The 21,339-nt window shown below is 67.7% G+C and carries 18 protein-coding genes and 1 riboswitch; of the genes, 13 read left to right on the top strand and 5 right to left on the bottom strand.

The features are described from left to right. Window positions 1-175: 175 nt before the first annotated feature. Window positions 176-391 (bottom strand): hemin uptake protein HemP, encoded by a 216-nt coding sequence (hemP, locus tag FOF45_RS10580; RefSeq protein WP_158984642.1) that lies wholly within the window; start codon window positions 389-391, stop codon window positions 176-178. An 81-nt stretch (window positions 392-472) separates the two neighbouring features. Further along, entirely contained in the window at window positions 473-1,441 is a 969-nt protein-coding gene (locus FOF45_RS10575) for an aldo/keto reductase (RefSeq protein WP_158984640.1), read from the bottom strand. Between the two features lie 321 nt (window positions 1,442-1,762). On the opposite strand from FOF45_RS10575, the gene FOF45_RS10570 reads away from it, so the two are divergent. From FOF45_RS10570 to FOF45_RS10530, 9 genes are all read left to right on the top strand, one after another. Further along, entirely contained in the window at window positions 1,763-2,341 is a 579-nt protein-coding gene (locus FOF45_RS10570; RefSeq protein ID WP_199244470.1) for a TMEM165/GDT1 family protein, read from the top strand. 138 nt (window positions 2,342-2,479) lie between these two features. Further along, window positions 2,480-3,550, top strand: a complete 1,071-nt coding sequence (locus FOF45_RS10565; RefSeq protein WP_158984638.1) for a GGDEF domain-containing protein — start codon at window positions 2,480-2,482, stop codon at window positions 3,548-3,550. 190 nt (window positions 3,551-3,740) lie between these two features. After that, a complete protein-coding gene (locus tag FOF45_RS10560) occupies window positions 3,741-5,039 on the top strand; it encodes a NupC/NupG family nucleoside CNT transporter (protein ID WP_158984636.1) in 1,299 nt (432 codons plus the stop codon). Window position 5,040: 1 nt separating this feature from the next. Next, window positions 5,041-6,006: a ribokinase gene (locus FOF45_RS10555; protein WP_158984634.1), complete on the top strand. Its 966-nt coding sequence runs from the start codon at window positions 5,041-5,043 to the stop codon at window positions 6,004-6,006. A 126-nt stretch (window positions 6,007-6,132) separates the two neighbouring features. Next, entirely contained in the window at window positions 6,133-8,277 is a 2,145-nt protein-coding gene (locus FOF45_RS10550; RefSeq protein ID WP_158984632.1) for a TonB-dependent receptor, read from the top strand. 18 nt (window positions 8,278-8,295) lie between these two features. Further along, complete coding sequence (locus FOF45_RS10545; protein WP_158984630.1) at window positions 8,296-9,375, top strand: PepSY-associated TM helix domain-containing protein; 1,080 nt, start codon at window positions 8,296-8,298, stop codon at window positions 9,373-9,375. A gap of 45 nt (window positions 9,376-9,420) precedes the next feature. Then, window positions 9,421-10,434 carry a tRNA dihydrouridine synthase DusB gene (gene dusB / locus FOF45_RS10540; protein ID WP_158984628.1) on the top strand — a complete coding sequence of 338 codons (1,014 nt, stop codon included), beginning with the start codon at window positions 9,421-9,423 and terminating at the stop codon, window positions 10,432-10,434. Window positions 10,435-10,500: 66 nt separating this feature from the next. Continuing rightward, window positions 10,501-11,331, top strand: a complete 831-nt coding sequence (locus FOF45_RS10535) for a class I SAM-dependent methyltransferase (RefSeq protein WP_158984626.1) — start codon at window positions 10,501-10,503, stop codon at window positions 11,329-11,331. Window positions 11,332-11,576: 245 nt separating this feature from the next. Next, window positions 11,577-11,897 (top strand): hypothetical protein, encoded by a 321-nt coding sequence (locus FOF45_RS10530; RefSeq protein ID WP_158984624.1) that lies wholly within the window; start codon window positions 11,577-11,579, stop codon window positions 11,895-11,897. An 84-nt stretch (window positions 11,898-11,981) separates the two neighbouring features. Here FOF45_RS10530 and FOF45_RS10525 read toward each other — a convergent pair whose 3' ends face one another. From FOF45_RS10525 to olsF, 3 genes are read right to left on the bottom strand one after another with little or no spacing between them, the layout of a single operon-like run. Continuing rightward, window positions 11,982-13,061: a metal-dependent hydrolase gene (locus tag FOF45_RS10525; RefSeq protein WP_158984622.1), complete on the bottom strand. Its 1,080-nt coding sequence runs from the start codon at window positions 13,059-13,061 to the stop codon at window positions 11,982-11,984. Window positions 13,062-13,104: 43 nt separating this feature from the next. Then, window positions 13,105-13,926: a UDP-2,3-diacylglucosamine diphosphatase gene (locus FOF45_RS10520; protein ID WP_158984620.1), complete on the bottom strand. Its 822-nt coding sequence runs from the start codon at window positions 13,924-13,926 to the stop codon at window positions 13,105-13,107. Then, the gene (olsF, locus tag FOF45_RS10515) at window positions 13,923-15,647 is read right to left on the bottom strand and encodes a bifunctional ornithine lipid synthase OlsF (protein WP_199244469.1); all 1,725 of its coding nucleotides are present in this window, start codon (window positions 15,645-15,647) and stop codon (window positions 13,923-13,925) included. The genes FOF45_RS10520 and olsF overlap by 4 nt, the downstream gene beginning before the upstream one ends. 343 nt (window positions 15,648-15,990) lie before the next feature. Here olsF and metK point away from each other — a divergent pair, with 343 nt between their 5' ends. The 4 genes from metK to metF all read left to right on the top strand — a co-directional run bounded on the left by metK (window position 15,991) and on the right by metF (window position 21,318). Further along, window positions 15,991-17,211 (top strand): methionine adenosyltransferase, encoded by a 1,221-nt coding sequence (metK, locus tag FOF45_RS10510; protein WP_158984618.1) that lies wholly within the window; start codon window positions 15,991-15,993, stop codon window positions 17,209-17,211. A 261-nt stretch (window positions 17,212-17,472) separates the two neighbouring features. Beyond that, complete coding sequence (locus tag FOF45_RS10505; RefSeq protein WP_158984616.1) at window positions 17,473-18,573, top strand: NAD(P)-dependent alcohol dehydrogenase; 1,101 nt, start codon at window positions 17,473-17,475, stop codon at window positions 18,571-18,573. 180 nt (window positions 18,574-18,753) lie between these two features. Continuing rightward, a riboswitch (S-adenosyl-L-homocysteine riboswitch) is annotated at window positions 18,754-18,857 on the top strand. Between the two features lie 43 nt (window positions 18,858-18,900). After that, window positions 18,901-20,346 carry an adenosylhomocysteinase gene (gene ahcY / locus FOF45_RS10500; RefSeq protein ID WP_158984614.1) on the top strand — a complete coding sequence of 482 codons (1,446 nt, stop codon included), beginning with the start codon at window positions 18,901-18,903 and terminating at the stop codon, window positions 20,344-20,346. A 141-nt stretch (window positions 20,347-20,487) separates the two neighbouring features. Beyond that, window positions 20,488-21,318 (top strand): methylenetetrahydrofolate reductase [NAD(P)H], encoded by an 831-nt coding sequence (metF, locus tag FOF45_RS10495; RefSeq protein WP_158984612.1) that lies wholly within the window; start codon window positions 20,488-20,490, stop codon window positions 21,316-21,318. The last annotated feature ends 21 nt before the right edge of the window (window positions 21,319-21,339 follow it).

The raw sequence follows: 21,339 nt of genomic DNA, 5'->3' as shown, positions 1-21,339 counted from the left end.
GAAGGACCGAGGCGTGCTGGCAGCCGGAACGCGGCGGGCTTGCGGGCCTGGGAGAGAGATGGAATGGAAGGAATGCGACCGGCGTGCGGCCGGCGCACGCCGCCCTTCCCCAAGGTCGACGCGCGCGGAACGGAAAGCGGGGCGCCGGTCGGGACCGGCACGCCCGGGGAACGGATTACTTGGTGAGGATCAGCTTGTCGTTGCGCGTGTGGCGCAGGCGGTAGACCTCGCCGCCGTGGCGGATCAGCACTTCACGGCTGCCGCGCAGCAGATCGTCGCTGTCGACCAGGGCGCCGCCGAGCGGCAGGCCGGGAGCAGCGACGGCGGCGAGGGTCGGCGCCGGGCGGTCGGAACGGGGCTTGAGCTGCAACAGCGTGGGACGCAGGGACATGGTCGTGGCTCGCTCGGGAGTTCACGACGGATGATAATGATTCTCATTTATGTGTCAACACATCCCCGCGATCGAGCTACGTCACCCAACGGCAGCCTCCACACGCTGCCATTCGGCCTCGCCGAGGCGCTCGGCCAGCTCCAGTGCCTGCAGGTTCTGGAGCAGCTGTTCCGGCCGGCTCGCGCCGAGGATCACGCTCGACACATGCGGATTGCGCAGGCACCAGGCGAGCGCCAGCGGTGCCGGTGCGATGTCGAGCTCACCCGCGAGCGCGACGAAGCGACGCGCACGCTCCACCCGCTCGCCTTCGCCGCCCAGCACGGTGCGCTGCAGCCAGCCCAGGCCTTCGCGCCCGAGGCGCGCTTCGGTCGGCACGCCGGCGTTGTACTTGCCGGTGAGCAGGCCCGAGGCCAGCGGCGACCAGATCGTGGTGCCCAGGCCGAGCTCGGCGTAGAGCGGCGCGTATTCGAGTTCCACCCGTTCGCGGTGCAGCAGGTTGTACTGCGGCTGCTCCATCGTCGGCGCGTACCAGTTGCGCGCGCGGGCGACCTTGTGCGCCTCGCGGATCTGCGCCGCGGTCCATTCCGACGTTCCCCAGTACAGCACCTTGCCCTGGCGGATCAGCGCGTCCATCGCGCCGACGGTTTCCTCGATCGGCGTGTCCGGATCCGGACGGTGGCAGTAGTACAGGTCGAGGCAATCCACGCGCAGGCGCTTGAGCGCGGCGTGGCAGGCATCGGTGACGTGCTTGCGCGACAGGCCGCGCTGGGTCGGGCCCGGCTCTGCCGCAGAGCCGAAGAACACCTTGCTCGACACGCAGAAGCCGTCGCGCGGCAGGCGCAGGTCGGCGATCACGTCGCCCATGACCTTCTCCGCCTCGCCATTGGCATAGCCCTCGGCGTTGTCGAAGAAGTTGATGCCGTTGTCCCAGGCGGCGGCGATCAGGTCGCGGGCCGTGGATCGGCCGATCTGGGCCCCGAAGGTCAGCCAGGCGCCGAACGAGAGGGCCGAAAGCTGCAGGCCGGACGAGCCGAGGCGGCGGTATTGCATGGGGACGCTCCTGGGACGGTTTGGTTCAGTTTAGCCCCGCCCCCAAGCGTCGCCCGGCCTGTACAATGCGCGCACTTCCTCCTCCGGGGAGTAGCCCCTCCGCCGCCCGGCCCGAACGGCCCGTCCGCGGAGATCCGCGTCAACACACTTGACCAGCCGGTCATGGCGCGGGAGCGGCAGCCAGCCACGCACCAAGGTGCGTCGCCAGCGACCACGGGCAAGACCGAAGGCAGGCGTCGCGCGAGCAACTGGCATGAGCCGGGTCGGGCCGCGTGGCGTTTGCCTTTCGCGTCCACGCGAAAGCCCGGCCCCGGAGTCGCAATGGAACACTTCCCTCTGATGACCGCCGCCGTTTCCACCGGCACCGTGGCGCTCGCCGAGATCGGCGACAAGACGCAGCTGCTCGCGCTGCTGCTGGCGGCGCGCTTCCGCAAGCCGTGGCCGATCGTGGCCGGCATCCTCGTCGCGACCCTGCTCAACCATGCGCTGGCCGGCTGGTTCGGCACGCTCGTCGCACAGTGGCTGCAGCCCGATGTACTGCGCTGGGTGGTGGCCGGCAGCTTCCTCGCGGTCGCGCTGTGGACGCTCAAGCCGGACAAGCTCGACGACGCCGACAGCGGCATCCCCGCGCATGGCGCGTTCGTGGCGACGACGTTCGCGTTCTTCCTGGCCGAGATCGGCGACAAGACCCAGGTCGCGACCGTGTTGCTCGCGGCCAAGTATTCGCCGCTGTGGGAAGTCGTGGTCGGTACCACCGTCGGCATGCTGCTGGCGAATGTGCCGGTAGTGCTGCTGGGCAGCAAGCTGGCCGATCGCCTGCCGCTGAAGGCGGCGCGCTACACGGCGGCGGTGGTGTTCCTTGCGCTGGCCGCCTGGGCTGCGGTACGCGGCATCGGCTGACGCCCGGCTGCCCGCTCCTCCACGGCCGCGCTATGCTCGGCGCGGCCGTCGAAGGCCATCACGGGGGACGGGATGCTCGGTACCGGCGGAAGGGTCCGCGACGTCATCGCCGCATTGCTGGCGAGGCCGGACGAAATCATGCTGGAGATCGGCGCCGGCGGCGAGCTGATGGTCGCGCGCCTGCGCGTGGTGATCGCCGCGATGCTGCTGGTGCTGCCGGTGGCGAACGCACTCGGCGGCGGCAGCGTGAAAGACACGATGATCGGCCTGAGCGGCGCGATCGTCATCAACATCTTCGCCCACCTGTGGCTGACGCTGGCGCGCCGGCGACGGCTGTTCCGCTGGCTGCCGTTCGCCTCGTCCGCGTTCGATGTGACCGCGACGACGGTGCTGCTGATCCTGCTCGCCACCGATCACCTGCCCGCCGGCCTCAACAACCTCACCGCGTGGTGCGGCTATGTGATCGCCATCGTGCTGACCGCGCCGCGCAGCGACGGACGCATCGCGCTGTTCGCCGGCGCGCTCGCGATCGGCCAGTACGCACTGCTGGTGCTGGCGGTGTTCGCCTCGGCCACGTCGCCGGAACAGCTGATTTCCAGCGACTACGGCGCGATCACCTGGGGCAGCCAGGCCCAGCGCGTCCTGCTGCTGATGGTATTCACCCTGATCACCGCGATGGTGGTCTACCGCATGCAGCGGCTGGTCGAGATGTCCGGCACCGACGGCCTGACCCGCCTGCCCAACCGCACCTGGCTGATGTACCGCGTGCCGCGCCTGTTCGACAGCGTGCGCCACGACGGCGACAGCCTCACGCTGGCGCTGATCGACCTGGACCACTTCCGTCGCATCAACGAAAGCCACGGCCATCACGCCGGCGACCGCGCGTTGCGCCACGTGGTCGCGGTGCTGCGCGAACTCGCCGAGCCGGGCGAATGGCTGGTGCGCATCGGCGGCGAGGAATTCGTGCTGCTGCTGCGCAAGCCCATCGGCACCGCGTGGGAGCGGGTCGATGCGATCCGCCGTGCGCTGGGCGAGCGCCCGTTCGAGCCCGAGCGCGGCGCCGACAGCGTGCCGCTGAGCTTCAGCGCCGGGCTGGCGGGCTTCCCGCACGAAGGAACGGACCTGTCGCGCCTGCTGCGCCGTGCCGACGGCCGCCTGCAGCAGGCCAAGCTGCAGGGGCGCAACCGGGTCGTCGCGCGCGACGGCTGATGCCCTCCTGCGCGAATCCCCGGGCCATCCGCAACCTTGGCCCCCGATCCGCGGGGTCGCGCCGCGGCCCCGTGCGCGCAGCGTAAACTACCGCCGCCGCGCCATGACCCGCCCCCGCAGGGACCACGGCCGCATCCTTTTCGAACGACAACGAACTCGCTGCCGGCCGCCGGTTGCAGGGGAGAACTGAGTGGAAGCCATTACCCGGGTGGCCTTTGGCCTGTTTGGTCTGGCGGTGCTGATCGGCATCGCGTGGCTGTTTTCGAACAACAAGCGCCGCGTCGACTGGAAGCTCGTCGCCACCGGCGTGAGCCTGCAGATCGCGTTCGCCGCGCTGGTGTTGCTGGTGCCGGGCGGCAAGGACGCGTTCGACGCAATCGGCCACGGTTTCGTGAAGGTGCTCAGCTTCGTCGGCGAAGGCAGCAAGTTCATCTTCGGCAACCTGATGGACACCTCCACCTACGGCTTCATCTTCGCCTTCCAGGTGTTGCCGACCATCATCTTCTTCGCCGCACTGATGGGCGTGCTGTACCACCTCGGCGTGATGCAGGCGATCGTGCGCGGCATGGCGTGGGTGATCACCAAGGTGATGCGCGTGTCCGGTGCGGAAACCACCAGCGTCTGCGCCAGTGTGTTCATCGGCCAGACCGAGGCGCCGCTGACCGTACGCCCCTACATCCCGAAGATGACCGAATCCGAGCTGATCACGATGATGATCGGTGGCATGGCACACATCGCCGGCGGCGTGCTCGCCGCCTACGTGGGCATGCTCGGCGGCGGCGATCCGGAACAGCAGGCGTTCTACGCCAAGCACCTGCTGGCAGCGTCGATCATGGCCGCGCCGGCGACGCTGGTGATCGCCAAGATCCTCGTGCCCGAGACCGGCGAACCGCTCACCCGCGGCACGGTGAAGATGGAGGTCGAGAAGAACACCGCCAACGTCATCGACGCGGCCGCTGCCGGCGCCGGCGACGGCCTGCGCCTGGCGCTGAACATCGGCGCGATGCTGCTGGCCTTCATCGCGCTGATCGCGCTGCTCAACTGGCCGCTGACGTGGTTCGGCGAAGTCACCGGCATCGCCGCCGCCATCGGCAAGCCGACCGACCTGGCCACCATCTTCGGCTACGTGCTCGCGCCGCTGGCGTGGGTGATCGGCACGCCGTGGCAGGACGCCTCCATCGTCGGCAGCCTGATCGGCCAGAAGGTCGTCATCAACGAATTCGTCGCGTACCTGCAGCTGGCCGACATCGTCAACGGCAAGGTCGCGGGCGTGACGCTGACCGAGCAGGGCCGTCTGATCGCCACCTACGCGCTGTGCGGCTTCGCCAACTTCAGCTCGATCGCGATCCAGATCGGCGGCATCGGCGGCCTCGCGCCGGAACGCCGCCAGGACCTGGCGCGCTTCGGCTTGCGCGCGGTGCTGGGCGGCTCGATCGCGACCTTCATGACCGCCACCATCGCCGGCGTGCTGACCTGGTTCGGCAGCTGACATGAAGGCACGCGTCGTCGTCGTCGGTTCCTTCAACGTCGACCACGTGTGGACGGTGGCCTCGCTGCCGCGACCGGGCGAGACGCTGAGCGGCCACTACCACACCGGCCCCGGCGGCAAAGGCTTCAACCAGGCCACCGCCGCCGCGCGTGCGGGCGCGCGCACGACCTTCGTGTGCGCGCTCGGCGACGACCTTGGCGGCCAGCTCGCACGTGCGCTCGCCGTCGCGGACGACATCGCGCTGCACGACCTCGCCAGCGCCGCGCCGACCGGCACGGCCGGCATCTACGTCGATCACGACGGACGCAACTCGATCGTGATCGGCCCCGGCGCCAACGCCGAGCTGTCGGCGGAGTTCGTCCTGGCGCAGCGCAACGAGATTGAAGGCGCGGGCGTCGTGCTCGCGCAGCTCGAATCGCCGTCGGATGCGGTGCAGGCCGCGTTTTCCATCGCGCGCGAGGCCGGCGTGCGGACCGTGCTGAATCCCGCACCGGCCGATGCACTCGCCTCCGCGGCACTGCTGGCGCTGGCGGACGTGATCACGCCGAACGAGACGGAGTTCTGCGCCCAGCTGCAGCAGCACGTCGGCGAACGCGTCGATGCCGCCACCGTCGCCATGCAGTCCGACGATGCGCTCCACGCGCTGTGCCGGCGCCTGCTGCCGCACGGCACCGTGGTGGTGACACTCGGCGCCGCGGGTTGTTTCGTCTCGCATGCGGACGCCAACCTGCATCGCGATGCACGCGCGCACTACCGAGTCGCCGCCGCACAGGTGCAGCCGCAGGACACCACCGGCGCAGGCGATGCGTTCAACGGCGCGTTCGCGGCGTCGTGGGCCCGCCATCCGGACGCGGCGTTCGCCGAACACCTGCACTACGCCAGCCGTTACGCCGGGCTCTCGACCGAGCGCGCTGGCGCCGCAGCCTCGATGCCGCACGACGCGGAAGTGCGCGCCCGGTTCGACTGAGGGCCGCATGGCGGCTTGATCTTCGTCAGGAAAGTGGCGTTTTCGTGGCCTGTGGGATGTCTCGGGCTATCAAACGAGAATGCTTCGCATTAACATGGCGGACTGAATCCTCCGCCAGACCTCCCCATGCCCCGTCGCCACCTGCTTGCCAGCGCCCTGCTGGCCGTCCTCGTCGCACCCGTCGCCCACGCAGAGGATGCCGTCGACATCGACCGCGTCACCGTCTCGGCCAGCACCAGCCGCATTCCGGATTCGGAAGCCGCGCTGCCCAACACCATCACCGTGATCGACCAGAAGCAGCTGCAGCAGCAGCTCGCGCTGACCCAGGACATCTCGCAGGTGTTGGCGAACCTGATCCCGTCGTTCGCGCCGTCGCGCCAGAAGCTGACCAACAGCGGCGAGACGCTGCGTGGCCGCAAGCCGCTGTACCTGGTGGACGGCGTGCCGCAATCCACGCCGCTGCGCGACGGTGGTCGCGATGGCCACACCATCGATCCGTCGATGATCGAGCGCATCGAGGTCATCCACGGCGCCAATGCGCTGCAGGGCCTGGGCGCGTCGGGCGGCATCATCAACATCATCACCAAGCGCGCACCGCGCCAGGACGGCGATACGTTCCAGGACGTCAGCGTCGCCGCCAGCACCGCGCTGCCGCACGAGAGCGACAGCACGGGCTATCGCGCCTCGTACCTGTTCGGCACGCGCAAGGGCGCGTTCGACTTCGTCGGCGGCGCGTCCTACGCCAGCGAAGGCCTGTACTACGACGGCGACGGCGATTCGATCGCGGTCAACGACGTGCAGGGCGACCTGATGGATTCGGAAACCTACAACCTCTTCGCCAAGGCCGGCTGGAACATCGACGAAGACCGCCGCCTGCAGGCCAGCGCGAACCGTTACGAGCTGCAGGGCAACAACGACTACCACGCAGTCAACGGCAACATCGCCACCGGCCAGCTCGCGACGTCCGCGCCGGGCGGCAGCGAGGGCGAAGGCCCGCGCAACCGTTCGACCTCGTTCACGCTGGACTACACCGACAAGGCGCTCGCCGGCGGTTACTTCCAGGCGCAGCTGTACTGGGTCGATTTCGAAGCGCTCTACGGTGGCAGCTACTGGGGCGATTTCTGGGGCGACAACCGCGATCCGAACTGGTTCGACCAGTCGCAGAACGTGTCGGAGAAGCTGGGCGGCAAGTTCAGCTGGTCGCGCGGCGATCTGTTCGGCCTGCGCCTGCGCGCCACCCTTGGCCTCGATCTCGCGCGCGATACGACCTCGCAGGAACTCGTCCTGGCCAACATGGACTGGGTGCCAGAGACGACGTACGAATCCGTGTCGCCGTTCGTGCAGCTGGAATGGTGGATCACCGATTCGGTGATGCTGACCGGCGGCGTGCGCCATGAGCGCGGCAAGCTCGACGTGGACGATTACCTGACCATTCCAGACCAGCGCCTCACCCCGGGTATCCACGGCACGCGCTACTTCGTCGAAGGCGGTTCGCCGGAGACCAGCGAGACGCTGCCGAACTTCGGTGCCGTGTGGGAAGTCACCGATACGCTGAAGCTGTACGCCTCGTACTCCGAGGGCTACACCGTGGCCGACATCGGCCGCGTACTGCGCGCGATCACCCAGCCGAACCAGAGCGTCGACAACCTCGTCGACCTGCAGCCGGTAATCGCCGATAACCAGGAAATCGGCCTGGACTACGACAACGGCCGCTGGCTGGTGCACGTGGCCGCGTACTGGTCCGACTCCGACCTCGGTTCGCGCCTGGCCTTCGACAACGCCACGCAGACCTACAACGTCGTGCGCGAACGCACCGAGATCGACGGTTACGAAGCCAACGTGGCCTACCAGTTCACCGACGCCACCCGTATCGGCCTGGCCTACGCGCAGACCGACGGTCGCTACGACAGCAACGGCGACGACCGCGTCGACAGCGACCTGCCGGGCATCAACGTGAGCCCGGACCGCGTGACCGCGTTCTGGGACCAGGTCTGGACGCCGGGCATCTCCAGCCGCCTGCAGGCCAGCCACTCGTTCGACCGCGAATTCGACCTGCGCGGCGTGCCGCAGCCGCAGAACGATTTCGAGGGCTACACCACGCTCGACCTGCAGGCGCGCTTCCAGCTGCCGGTCGGTGCGCTGAACGTGGGCATCGAGAACCTGACCGGCGAGCAGTACGTGACCTACTACTCGCAGACCACGCCGCGCAACGACACCTACACCGCCGGTCGCGGCCGCGTGCTGACGGTAGGCTGGTCGCACCGGTTCTGATACACCGTTCCGATGGACATGGCCACGACCATCGCACCCACGCGCGCGCCGACGAAACGGCGCGTGCGTGCAGTGCTGTCGTGGCTGCACCTGTGGACGGGCCTGACGGTCGGCCTCGCCTTCGCACTGGTGTCGCTGGCCGGCACGGTGCTGGTGTTCCATGTCGACCTGCTCAAGCTGCAGCATCCGCAGCTCGCGCAGCATGAGCCCGTCGCCGACGGTCGCGTACTTGATGCACTGATCGCGCGATGGGCCCCGGAAGGCATGCGCTCGCTCGACCTGCCGCGCGCGGAACTTCCCGTGTGGCAGGCGTATTTCGAGGATGGCCATCGCCAGTACTTCGCGCCGGAGGACGGCACGCTGCTGCTGTATCGCAGCCACCACGACGACGTGCTGCTGTTCCTGCACGAATGGCATGTCGAACTGCTCGGCGGCAAGGCCGGCAAGGAAATGCTGGGCATCTTCGGCTGGATCTCGCTCGCGCTGATCCTGATCGGCCTGTACCTGTGGTGGCCGCGTCGCGGTCGCATGCTGTCGCAGCTGAAGATGCACGCGGGGCCACCGGTGCGTCGATGGCTCACCTGGCATCGCACGATCGGCGTGGTGCTGCTGCCGCTGTTGCTGCTGACGACATTCACCGGCGTCGGCATGGTCTATTCGCGCGGGTTCCAGAAAGTGCTGGTCGCGACCTTCGGCGGCAAGAACGTCAAGGAACCGGAACTGCCCGCAAGCAGTACGCCGATCGACTGGACGAACGCGATCGCCCACGCCGGCACTGCCCTGCCCGACGCTCGCCTCGCGCGCGTGTCGGTGCCCGATCCCGACGAAGGCGTGGTCGGCTTCCGCGCGCAGGCGAACGGTGAGTGGCACCCGGTCGGTCGAAGCACCGTATCGCTGTCGCGCGACGGCCGCGTGGTGCAGGCGTTCGACGCGACGTCGCACCGGCTCGGCATGCGCATGAGCCAGGCGTTCTATCCGCTGCACATCGGCGCGGTCGGCGGAACCACGATGAAATGGATCACCGCCTTCACCGGCCTGCTGCCCGCGTTCCTGCTGGTCACCGGCTTCCTGTTCTGGCGCCGCCGGCGCGGGCGCTGACCGCCGTCCGAGGGGCCGCCACCACGCCGCCGCTACAATGGGCCCATGTCGAACGCCTCCTTCCGCATCGGGCCCTACGAGATCGCTCCACGCGTGATCCTCGCGCCGATGGCCGGCGTGACCGACAAACCCTTCCGCGTGCTGTGCAAGCGCCTTGGTGCCGGCCTGTGCGTGTCGGAGATGACCACTTCCGACCCGCGCTTCTGGAACACCGCCAAGTCGCGCCATCGCATGGACCACGACGGCGAGCCCGCGCCGATCAGCGTGCAGATCGCCGGTACCGTGCCGGAGGTGATGGCCGATGCCGCGCGCTACAACGTCGACCACGGCGCGCAGATCGTCGACATCAACATGGGCTGCCCCGCGAAGAAGGTGTGCAACGCCTGGGCGGGCTCGGCGCTGATGCGCGAGCCGGCACTGGTCGCGCGCATCCTCGATGCGGTGGTGAAGGCCGTGGACGTGCCGGTCACGCTGAAGATCCGCACCGGCTGGGCAGCCGACCAGCGCAACGCACTCGACATTGCCCGCATCGCCGAAAGCGCCGGCATCGCAGCGCTCGCGGTGCATGGCCGCACGCGCGACCAGCAGTACACCGGCATGGCCGAGTACGACACCATCGCCGAAGTGAAGTCGACGCTGTCGATCCCGGTGTTCGCTAATGGCGACATCGACTCCCCGCACAAGGCGGCGCAGGTGCTCGCACGCACTGGATGCGACGCCGTACTGGTCGGTCGCGCCGCGCAGGGCCGGCCGTGGATCTTCCGCGAGATCGCGCACTACCTCGCCACCGGCGAGACGCTGGCCGAACCGACACTGGCCGACGTGCGCGACGTGCTGCTCGGCCATCTCGAGCACCTTCACGCGTTTTACGGCGAGACCTCCGGCGTGCGCATCGCGCGCAAGCACCTGGGCTGGTACGCGAAGGACCGCCCTGAGAACGCCGCCTTCCGCAGCGTGGCCAATCGCGCCGAGTCCGCCGAAGACCAGCTGCGACTGACCCGCGACTACTTCGACGCGCTCATCGCCGGCGTGGTGCCGTCGCTGCCCGCCGCGGCCTGATCGGCGCACACACGTCCTGAAGTCGCGATGTGCCAGCATCGGCACGTCCTCTGCCGGATGCGCGCCATGTCCACTTCGTCCTGCTCCGACTTCCCGTACCTGCACGGCTTCTCGCCGACCGAACAGGCTCGCCTGATGAAGCAGGCGCGACTGGCCGAGACGACCGTCTTCCACGACATCGACTACAGCGGCGCGCGGCGTCTGCTCGAGGTCGGCAGCGGCGTCGGCGCGCAGACCGAGATCCTGCTGCGCCGTTTCCCCGACGTGCATGTGAGCTGCGTCGACCTCAACGAAGCGCAACTCGCCGCCGCGCGCGCCAACCTCGGCGCGATGCCGTGGCTGAAGGACCGCTACGAACTGCACAGCGCCGACGCGACCAACCTTCCCTTCGAACCGCGCAGCTTCGACGCCGCGTTCCTGTGCTGGGTGCTGGAACACGTACCCTCGCCGACGCGGGTACTCAACGAAGTGCGCCGCGTGCTCGCGCCGGGATCGCCGGTGTACATCACCGAGGTGATGAACTCCTCGTTCCTGCTCGATCCGTACTCGCCCAACGTGTGGCGCTACTGGATGGCGTTCAACGACTTCCAGTACGAGAGCGGCGGCGATCCCTTCATCGGTGCGAAGCTCGGCAACATGCTGCTCGCCGGTGGTTTCCGCGACGTGACCACGCAGGTCAAGACGTTCTACTTCGACAATCGCGAACCGGCGCGACGCAAGACGATGATCGCGTTCTGGGAGGAGTTGCTGCTCTCGGCGGCGGATCAACTGCTCGCTGCCGGACGCGTCACGCAGGACGTCGTCGATGGCATGCGTCGTGAAATGCACCAGGTACAGAACGACCCGAACGCGGTGTTCTTCTACGCCTTCATACAGGCGCGCGCGACGGTCTATTGATCGCACGGATGCAACGCTTCGCCTTCGTTCGCGCGACGCGAAGATTGCGCATGAAACCATCACGCGGACATCGCATGCATGACGCGCGTATGCATGCATGCGCATCGCGACGAGCGGTGCAGGCCATTAGTAACAGGCCCCTTTGGTAGATGTTTTTCGACACGCCACACGACAACCTGACAGCGTCGGGGCGTTCCCCCACTGCGGATCCACCGCAGCGCCTCGGCGACCCCAGGAGGCATGTCATGAAAGCCAAGATTGCATTCATCGCCCTGGCGATGGCCGCATCGGCCCCGGCATGGGCCGCCGAAGACCCGATCGGCGATCTGTCCAAGGTCACCGGGCTCACCGAGCGCAAGGTGCAGATGGTTCTAGGCGCGCGTACCGCATTCGCTGAGTACGTGTATACCTACGATCGTGCGTACGACAAGTTCATCCGTGCCGTCGGCAAGGACAACTACGAGCGCCTGATGAATGGCGAGTCGGTGGCACTGCGCGACAAGGACGGCCACGAGTACATCGTGCAGATCCGTCGCACCGTGACTTCCGAAGACCAGGCGCTGTGATGCCGCACGCGGGCGTGGCAGCAGGCCTGACCCAGGCCTGAGGCCATCCCGGGCCGCGTGGATTCGCGCGGCCCGGCGGCAGGATCAGCGCGATGCGTCGGCGTCGTTCGCCGTCGGATATGGTGGCCGCGCGATCGCATCGCCACCCGCGGATGCATCCTCTGGCTCACGCCAGATCCGCTCCCACATCGAGCCCAGGCGCCGGCTCGCATTCCACGGCCATTGCAGCTGCTCGGGCGCGATCTCGCGCCAACCTTCGCCGTCGCGACGCGCGACCGCGAAACGGAAGCTGTAGTCCGGCTCGACCCCCATGCGCAGGTCCGACAGCACGAGCCGATCCTCGCGCACTTCCGCTTTCATGAATCCCCGGTTGAACCAGTCCAGCCGCTGCACGGCGGGATAATCGAACACCTGCGACAGCGCAATCACGTCGGAACGGTACTCGCGCAAGCGCATTGGCCCACGGTCGGCCACCAGCGAACGCTCCCCTTCCACGAAGCCATCCGGCGTCATCGCCACAACGCGCCACAGCAGGATGTTGAACGGCATCGGCACCGAGAATCGCGGTGCGTCCTGCAGGTTCAAGCGCGCCAGCGCGCGCTCGGCCTCGCGTTCGACCTGTGCCTTGGCCCACAACGACGCGCCCAGGTACAGCGAGCTCAGCGCCAGCCCCGCGAACAACACCGGCCGCGCAGACGCGCGTTCGCGCGCGAACCACGCGAACACGCAGGCGATCAGCAGCCAGACCGTATAGAGCGGATCGATGATGAACACGCTCGACCACATCACCGGGCGCATCGGCAGCGGCCAGAACAGCTGCGTGCCGTAGACGGTGAAGGCATCGAGCACCGGATGGGTGAGCAGCGCCGCCTGGATCGCCCAGAACCAGCGTCGCGGATCCTGCGCGACACGGCCACCGCGATTCCGGCACCACGCCCAGATCGCCCACGCGACGAACGGCAGGACCAGTAGCGAATGACTCGCGCTGCGGTGCCAGGTCATGCGTTCGACGGGATCGGCGGTGATGAGGTTCACCGGCAGCACGTCCAGGTCGGGCAAGGTACCCAGGGCCGCGCCGGCGAGCAGCGCGGCGCGGCGATGCCGGGGCGGCGCGATCGCGGCGGCGACCGCGGCGCCGAGCAGGATCTGGGTCAGCGAGTCCATGCACGCATGCTACGCGGCCGGCCCGCGCATCGGCACGCGACGCTCAGGCGGCGTCGAGCAGTGCCGCCTGCATGCCTAACTGCGCACGCGGCGGCACGATCGCGAGCGTCTCGCCGGTATGTGCGAGCAGACGCAGCGTGCCGTCCACGTCCTCGGCCAGCGCGGTGAGGCTTTCGACCCAGTCGCCGTCGTTGGCATAGATCCGGCCGTCGCGCTGCAGCAGGGTCGCGCGATGGATGTGGCCGCAGACCACCCCGTCGAGGCCGCGTCGTACCGCATCGTCCAAGCCGGCCTGCACGAAGCGTTCGATGTAGCGTTCAGCCGCGCCGCTTTGGCGTTTGAGGAACTCCGCCAGCGACCAGTAGCGACGACCGAGCAGGCGGCGCGCGCGATTGAGCCACTGGTTACCCGTGAGGATGCGGTAGTACAGCCAGTCGCCGAAGCGCTCCTGCAGGCCGCCGAAATGGGTGATGCCGTCGTAGTCGTCGCCGTGGATCACCAGCAGGCGGCGGCCGTCGGCGGTGACATGCACCGCGCGTCGGCGCACGCGCATGCGCGGCAGCGACAGGCCACAGAACTGGCGGATCGGACGGTCGTGGTTGCCGGGCACGTAGACAATCTCGGTGCCGGCGCGGCGCAGAGTGTGCAGCGCTTCGATCACGCGGTTGTGCGCGGCGTTCCATCGCGCGCGACGTTGTGCCATCCACCACAGGTCGACGATGTCGCCGACCAGGTACAGGCGATCGCAGCGCAGCCCGCCCAGGAAATCGGCGAACTCCGCCGCGTGGCAATGCTTGGAACCCAGATGGACGTCGGACACGAATACCGCACGATGGCGCGGCAGCGGTGCCGGCAGCGACGTCATGCGGAACCCGCCGCGGCGACCGACGCGCCGAGGTAGCGGTCGCGCTTCTTCGGACGCAATCGGTGCAGGTCGACTTCGATGAGCCCGTCGACCGCATCGCTGAAGGCCGGGTCCACGCCGAAGGCGAGGAAACGCGCGCCGCCGGGTTCGCACAGTTCCGTGTACTGCTTGTAGAGCATCGGCAGCGTGGCGCCGAGCGCATCGAGGTTGTTGCGCAGCACGCCGAACGCGGTGACGGCATCGACCTCACCGAACTGCGGCGGCGCTTCGCGGTAGACGAACGGCTGGCGCGATACCGCGCAGGTCTGTTCGGTACCGTAGTAGCGCGCGTAGTAGGCGACGATCTGCTCGCGCGCGGGTTCCGGCAGCACGGCGCTGATCGAAACCGGCCCGAACAGGTAGCGCACCGACGGATGCCGCGCGAGGTACGCGCCGATGCCTTGCCACAGGTAATCGATGCTGCGGCTGCCCCAGTAGTCCGGCGCGACGAAACTGCGTCCCAGTTCCATGCCCTGCGCCAGGCGCACGACCGCGTCGTCCGCGTAACGGAACAGCGAGGCGGTGTAGAGCCCCGCGAGTCCGCGCTCGGCGAGCATGGCTGCACCGCGCGCGAGCCGGTACGCGCCGGCGATCTTCGCCACCTGCGCGTCCCACAGCACGATGTGTTCGTACCAGCTGTCGTAGAGATCGACATCGAGGCGCTGGCCGGTGCCCTCGCCCACCGCGCGGAACGTCAGCTCGCGCAGACGGCCGATTTCCTGCAGCAGCGGCGCGCCTGCCGCGAGGCGTCCGGCGCGGATTTCCTTGCCGTCGAAGGTCCGGCCGAGCAGCGCCATCGCTTCGACGCCCTCGCGCACGGCGCCGGTGTCGAGCGCGTCGATCAGCGGCGCGGGCCCGGTCGGCGCGGCCACCGTGGGGGCATCGTTGCGGCGACGGCCGAGCGAGAACAGTTCGCGGCGCACTTCACGCAGCAACTGTTGCGGATCGCCATCGGCCGGCAGCGCGAGCGGGCGGCCGATGCGCAGGGCGACGCGGTGCGCGCGGCGGGCGAACATCTCGCGCGCGAGGAGCGCGGTGCCGGCCGGCTTGAACAGCGCCGAGGCACCGTAGAACAGCGCGGAATTGCGCGCCTCGATCCGCACCGGCAACACCGGCGCATCGCACGAGCGCGCAAAGCGCAGGAAGCCGCGCCGCCAGCGTCCGTCAGTGACGCCGCGCAGGCCCAGCCGCGCGACTTCGCCAGCGGGAAACACGATCACGCACTGCTCCGCGTGCAGCGCCGCCTCGATCGCCTGCAGGCTCTGCGCGCCGGGCCTGCCACCGAGCACGCGCACAGGCAGCAGCAGGCCGGACAGCGGGTCCAGCGCGGACAGCAGGTCGTTGGCGACGATCTTCACGTCCCTGCGCACGCGCCCGACCACGTCCAGCAGCGCCAGCGCGTCGATCGCGCCGGAAGGATGATTGGCGACGATCAGCAGCCGACCCTGCGCGGGAATCCGGGTGATCTCGTCGGCGTCGGCGACGTAGCGCACCTGCAGGTGGTCCAGCCCGGCGGCGACGAAATCGAAATCGCGCAGGTGGCCGTTGGCCTGCAGGAACGCCTCGACCTGGTCGAAGCGCGACCATCGGCCGATGGTCCGCAGCAGCGGCTGGGCCACGCTGGCCCGGCGGCCCCGGAACCAGTGCGGGAAGCGTTCTTGCAGGCGGCGTTCGAGTGGCATGCGGCGGGACGCTTCACCCCGGCGGGGCGTCTCGCCGGGCAAGGCTGGGACCGGGCCGCGACACCGCGATGGCGATTTCGGGTCAGGACGGTGACAGCGCCCTCTCCCCGGCCTCCTGCGGCGGCCGACCCTCTCCCGCGAGGGGAGAGGGTACAAGCGGTGGCACTACCGCGATGGGCCTTTACCTCTCCCCTTGTGGGAGAGGTCGACGCGCGCAAGCGCGTCGGGAGAGGGGGCTACTTAACTCGGCGACAACACCTGAATGACGCACAATGCGCCGACCGCCACGAGCCTGTATCATGCGCGGCCATCCTTTCATCCGAATCAAGGGATATTGACCTCGATGTCCAGCTACCTGTTCACCTCCGAATCCGTGTCCGAAGGCCATCCGGACAAGATCGCCGACCAGATCTCCGACGCCGTTCTCGACGCCATCCTGGCGCAGGACAAGCGCGCGCGCGTGGCCTGCGAGACGATGGTGAAGACCGGCGCGGCGATCGTCGCCGGCGAAGTGACCACGTCCGCCTGGGTCGACATCGAGTCGCTGGCGCGCCGCGTCATCAACGAGATCGGTTACAACAATTCCGACGTCGGCTTCGACGGCCACACCTGCGCGATCATCAACATGCTCGGCAAGCAGTCGCCGGACATCGCCGCGGGCGTCGATCGCAAGAAGCCGGAAGAACAGGGCGCTGGCGACCAGGGCCTGATGTTCGGCTACGCCTGCAACGAGGCGCCGGAATTCATGCCGGCCCCGATCTACTACTCGCACCGCCTGGTCGAGCAGCAGGCCAAGATCCGCAAGAAAAAGAACTCGCCGCTGCCGTGGCTGCGTCCGGACGCGAAGTCGCAGGTCACGCTGCGCTACGACGCCAACCACAACGTCGCCGGCCTCGACGCCGTCGTGCTGTCGACGCAGCACGATCCGGGCATCAAGCAGAAGGACCTGGTCGAAGGCGTGTACGAGCACGTCCTCAAGCCGGTGCTGCCGAAGAAGTGGCTCGAGTCGCTGCCGAAGAACAAGATCCACATCAACCCGACCGGCATCTTCGTGATCGGCGGCCCGGTGGGCGACTGCGGCCTGACCGGCCGCAAGATCATCGTCGACAGCTACGGCGGCATGGCCCGCCACGGCGGTGGTGCGTTCTCGGGCAAGGATCCGTCGAAGGTCGATCGTTCGGCTGCGTACGCCGCGCGCTACGTCGCCAAGAACATCGTCGCCGCCGGCCTGGCCGACAAGTGCGAAGTGCAGGTCTCCTACGCCATCGGCGTGGCCGAGCCGACCTCGATCTCGGTCACCACCTTCGGCACCGGCAAGATCCCGGACGAGAAGATCGAGAAGCTGATCCGCAAGCACTTCGACCTGCGTCCGTACGGCATCGTGAAGATGCTCGACCTGATCCACCCGGTCTACCAGGAAACGGCTGCCTACGGTCACTTCGGCCGCAAGCCGAAGGAAGTCACCTACGTCGACGCCGCTGGCAAGAAGCACACCGCCACCGCCTTCTCGTGGGAAAAGACCGACAAGGCCGAGCAGCTGCGCGCCGACGCGAAGCTGAAGTAAAGCGCGACGCCTCTTGCGGGGCGCTCGATGCAGATGAGAACGGGCCGCGATGCGGCCCGTTTTCTTTTGGGACCTTGGCCGCGCGACTGCGCTGGCAGCGTGGATCACAGGGATTGCCAGGCACCTGTGCTGCGGCAACGCTTCCATGCAACATCTGCACGCAAGAACACTCGGATTTGCAAAGCAGATGCGGGCGCCGACGCAAGCCGTCCCACCTGCACCCGCGCGTAGCATCAGGTTCCCCCTTCGCAGGAACCCACCATGCCCGCCATGATGAAAGCCGCCGTGTTCGTCGAACCCGGCCGCATCGAACTGATCGACAAACCGATCCCCGATGTGGGCCCCAACGATGCGCTGATCCGCATCACCACCACGACGATCTGCGGCACAGACATCCACATCCTGAAAGGCGAGTATCCGGTCGCCAAAGGCCTCACGATCGGACACGAGCCGGTCGGCGTGATCGAGAAGCTGGGCAGCGCGGTGGTGGGCTACACGGAAGGCCAGCGCGTGATCGCCGGCGCCATCTGCCCCAACTTCAATTCCTATGCGGCGATGGACGGGTTTCCTTCGCAGGACGGCAGCTACCTGATCCCGAGTGGTCGCTGCGGCTGCCACGGCTACAAGGCCACCGCCGGCTGGCGCTTCGGCAACATGATCGACGGCACCCAGGCCGAGTACGTGCTGGTTCCCGACGCTCAGGCCAACCTTGCGCCGATCCCCGATGGCCTCACCGACGAGCAGGTGTTGATGTGTCCCGACATCATGTCCACCGGCTTCAAGGGTGCGGAGAACGCCAACATCCGGATCGGCGATGTCGTCGCGGTGTTCGCGCAGGGGCCCATCGGCCTGTGCGCCACGGCCGGCGCACGCCTGATGGGCGCGTCGACCATCATCGCCATCGACGGTAACGACCAGCGATTGACGGTGTCGAAGAAGATGGGCGCCGACGTCACGCTCAACTTCAAGAACTGCGATGTGGTCGACGAGATCATGAAGCTCACCGGAGGACGCGGCGTGGACGCGTCGATCGAAGCCCTCGGCACCCAGGGCACATTCGAATCGGCACTGCGCATCCTCAAGCCCGGCGGCACGCTGTCCAGCCTGGGCGTGTACTCCAGCGACCTGAAGATTCCGCTGTCGGCGTTCGCCGCCGGCCTTGGCGATCACAGGATCAACACCGCGCTTTGTCCCGGCGGCAAGGAGCGCATGCGCCGGCTGTTGAACATCGTCGAATCCGGGCGCGTCGATCTGGGCCCGCTGGTCACGCACCACTACAAGCTCGACGACATCGTGGCCGCCTACGACCTGTTCGCCAACCAGCGCGATGGCGTCCTCAAGGTGGCGGTCAAGCCGCGCTGAGGCGGCCTGCGGTGTGTCCGGCCATGCGACGGACACGCCGAGCGCAGGCTATCGGCATCGCGTATCGATCGGGCTGCGGCTTCACATGGAGCACGGGGCATTCTGGCGCGCAGGATGCCCCGTTCATTCATCTGTTCTGTTGGCCGGCCCGGCCGGAGAAACGATAGAATTGCCGTCTGCCCCGCCGAGGGGCGCTGCGACCGGCGGCTTGCGCGGAGTTACTCCGCTCCCGACCACGGCCAGGCTCGGCGAGAGGCTATACGTATCAACGGCGCCCGTTAATGCAAGCCATGCCCCACGCATCGGCTTCCAACAACGGAGCAGCACATGAACGCGCAAATCAAGACCTTCTCCACCGAAGGCGACTACAAGGTCGCCGACATCTCCCTGGCCGATTGGGGCCGCAAGGAGATCGACATCGCCGAGCACGAGATGCCGGGCCTGATGTCCATCCGCAAGAAGTACGCCGCCGCGCAGTCGCTCAAGGGCGTGCGCGTGACCGGTTCGCTGCACATGACCATCCAGACCGCGGTGCTGATCGAGACGCTGCGCGACCTCGGCGCCGACGTGCGCTGGGCTTCGTGCAACATCTTCTCGACGCAGGACCACGCCGCCGCCGCCATCGCCAAGTCCGGCACCCCGGTCTTCGCCTGGAAGGGCGAGTCGCTGGAGGAGTACTGGGACTGCACGCTCGCCGCGCTGACCTTCCCGGGCAGCGGCGCCGACAAGTTCCTCGGCCCGCAGCTGGTCGTGGACGATGGCGGCGACGTCACCCTGCTGATCCACAAGGGCTACGAGCTCGAGAACGGCAGCGACTGGGTCAACACGCCGTCGGGCAACCATGAGGAACAGGTCATCAAGGACCTGCTCAAGAAGGTGCACGCCGAGCGTCCGGGCTTCTGGCACACCGTCGTGCGCGACTGGAAGGGCGTCTCGGAAGAGACCACCACCGGCGTGCATCGCCTGTACCAGCTGGCCGAAGCCGGCTCGCTGCTGGTGCCGGCGATCAACGTCAACGACTCGGTCACCAAGAGCAAGTTCGACAACCTCTACGGTTGCCGCGAGTCGCTGGCCGACGGCCTCAAGCGCGCGATGGACGTGATGCTGGCCGGCAAGGTCGCTGTCGTGTGCGGTTACGGCGACGTCGGCAAGGGTTCGGCGCACTCGCTGCGCGCCTACGGCGCACGCGTGGTCGTCACCGAGATCGATCCGATCAACGCCCTGCAGGCGGCGATGGAAGGCTTCGAGGTCAACACCGTCGAATCGACGCTGGGCCGTGGCGACATCTACGTCACCACCACCGGCAACAAGGACGTGCTGACGCTCGAGCACATGTCGCAGATGAAGGACCAGGCCATCGTCTGCAACATCGGCCACTTCGACAACGAGATCCAGGTCGACAAGCTCGCCGCGTCCGGCGCGGTCCGCCTCAACATCAAGCCGCAGGTCGACAAGTACACCTTCAAGGGTGGCAACTCGATCTTCCTGCTGGCCGAAGGCCGCCTGGTGAACCTGGGCTGCGCCACGGGCCACCCGAGCTTCGTGATGTCCAACTCGTTCTCGAACCAGACGCTCGCGCAGATCGACCTGTGGGCGAACAAGGACGCGTACGAGCCGAAGGTCTACATCCTGCCGAAGAAGCTCGACGAAGAAGTCGCGCGCCTTCACCTGGAGAAGATCGGCGTGAAGCTGACCACGCTCACCGCCGACCAGGCCGGCTACCTCGGCGTGCCGGTGGAAGGTCCGTACAAGCCGGACCACTACCGCTACTGATCCGCGGCGGTTTCGCGATGCAACGAGAAACGGGCGCTTCGGCGCCCGTTTTTCTTTGCGCGGAGATATTGCATGCAGATGGCGTTTTTCTTCATCGCGATGAAGCGATAGACTATCGCCACCTTTCCGCGAGCGTCCGGCATGCCCACGCCCCCGATCAGCTTCGAGTTCTACCCACCCAAGACCGACGAACAGCGCGCGCAGCTGGACAAGACCGCCGCGAAGCTCAAGGCGGAGAAGCCGGACTACGTGTCGTGCACGTTCGGTGCGGGTGGCTCGACGTTGAGCTACACGCCCGAAACCGTTGAGCGCCTCAACCGCGAACACGGCCTCGATGCCGCGCCGCATCTGTCCTGCGTCGGCGGCACGCGCGCGGAGCTGTCGGAATTGATCGAACGCTACAAGGCGATGGGCTGCCGCCGCATCGTCGCGCTGCGCGGCGACCTGCCCTCGGGCATGGGCCATACCGGCGACTTCCGCTACGCAAGCGAACTGGTCGAATTCATCCGCCGCGAACACGACGGCTACTTCCACATCGAAGTGGGCTGCTATCCCGAGTGCCATCCGCAGGCCGACGACGCGCTCGCCGACCTGCGCCACTTCAAGGCCAAGATCGACGCCGGCGCCGACGGGGCGATCACCCAGTACTTCTACAACGCCGACGCGTATTTCCGTTTCGTCGATGAAACACGGCGGATGGGCGTGGACGTGCCGATCGTGCCGGGAATCATGCCGATCTCCAATTTCAGCCAGCTGCGCCGCTTCTCCGACGCCTGCGGCGCGGAAATCCCGCGCTGGATCGGCAAGCGCATGCAGGCCTACGGCGACGACGTGGATTCGATCCGCGAGTTCGCCGCGGACTTCGTCGCCGACATGTGCCGCCGGCTGCTCGAGGGCGGCGCGCCCGGTCTGCACTTCTACACGCTGAATCTGACCAAACCGACCCTGTCCGTGCTGTCGCGGATCCGCTGAGGACACGGCAACTCACACGCG

This window comes from Lysobacter panacisoli, assembly GCF_009765165.1.
GTDB classification, from domain to species: domain Bacteria; phylum Pseudomonadota; class Gammaproteobacteria; order Xanthomonadales; family Xanthomonadaceae; genus Lysobacter_J; species Lysobacter_J panacisoli.
This window is presented reverse-complemented; position numbering and strand designations above follow the sequence as displayed.

Coding starts and splice junctions, on each gene's coding strand:
- olsF (WP_199244469.1), bottom strand. CDS start 15,647: ATGCCACTCGAACGCCGCCTGCAAGAACGCTTCCCGCACTGGTTCCGG.
- FOF45_RS10525 (WP_158984622.1), bottom strand. CDS start 13,061: ATGGACTCGCTGACCCAGATCCTGCTCGGCGCCGCGGTCGCCGCCGCG.
- FOF45_RS10545 (WP_158984630.1), top strand. CDS start 8,296: ATGGCCACGACCATCGCACCCACGCGCGCGCCGACGAAACGGCGCGTG.
- dusB (WP_158984628.1), top strand. CDS start 9,421: ATGTCGAACGCCTCCTTCCGCATCGGGCCCTACGAGATCGCTCCACGC.
- FOF45_RS10520 (WP_158984620.1), bottom strand. CDS start 13,926: ATGACGTCGCTGCCGGCACCGCTGCCGCGCCATCGTGCGGTATTCGTG.
- FOF45_RS10570 (WP_199244470.1), top strand. CDS start 1,763: ATGGAACACTTCCCTCTGATGACCGCCGCCGTTTCCACCGGCACCGTG.
- ahcY (WP_158984614.1), top strand. CDS start 18,901: ATGAACGCGCAAATCAAGACCTTCTCCACCGAAGGCGACTACAAGGTC.
- FOF45_RS10505 (WP_158984616.1), top strand. CDS start 17,473: ATGCCCGCCATGATGAAAGCCGCCGTGTTCGTCGAACCCGGCCGCATC.
- hemP (WP_158984642.1), bottom strand. CDS start 391: ATGTCCCTGCGTCCCACGCTGTTGCAGCTCAAGCCCCGTTCCGACCGC.
- FOF45_RS10575 (WP_158984640.1), bottom strand. CDS start 1,441: ATGCAATACCGCCGCCTCGGCTCGTCCGGCCTGCAGCTTTCGGCCCTC.
- FOF45_RS10550 (WP_158984632.1), top strand. CDS start 6,133: ATGCCCCGTCGCCACCTGCTTGCCAGCGCCCTGCTGGCCGTCCTCGTC.
- metF (WP_158984612.1), top strand. CDS start 20,488: ATGCCCACGCCCCCGATCAGCTTCGAGTTCTACCCACCCAAGACCGAC.
- FOF45_RS10535 (WP_158984626.1), top strand. CDS start 10,501: ATGTCCACTTCGTCCTGCTCCGACTTCCCGTACCTGCACGGCTTCTCG.
- FOF45_RS10555 (WP_158984634.1), top strand. CDS start 5,041: ATGAAGGCACGCGTCGTCGTCGTCGGTTCCTTCAACGTCGACCACGTG.
- FOF45_RS10530 (WP_158984624.1), top strand. CDS start 11,577: ATGAAAGCCAAGATTGCATTCATCGCCCTGGCGATGGCCGCATCGGCC.
- FOF45_RS10565 (WP_158984638.1), top strand. CDS start 2,480: ATGCTGGAGATCGGCGCCGGCGGCGAGCTGATGGTCGCGCGCCTGCGC.
- metK (WP_158984618.1), top strand. CDS start 15,991: ATGTCCAGCTACCTGTTCACCTCCGAATCCGTGTCCGAAGGCCATCCG.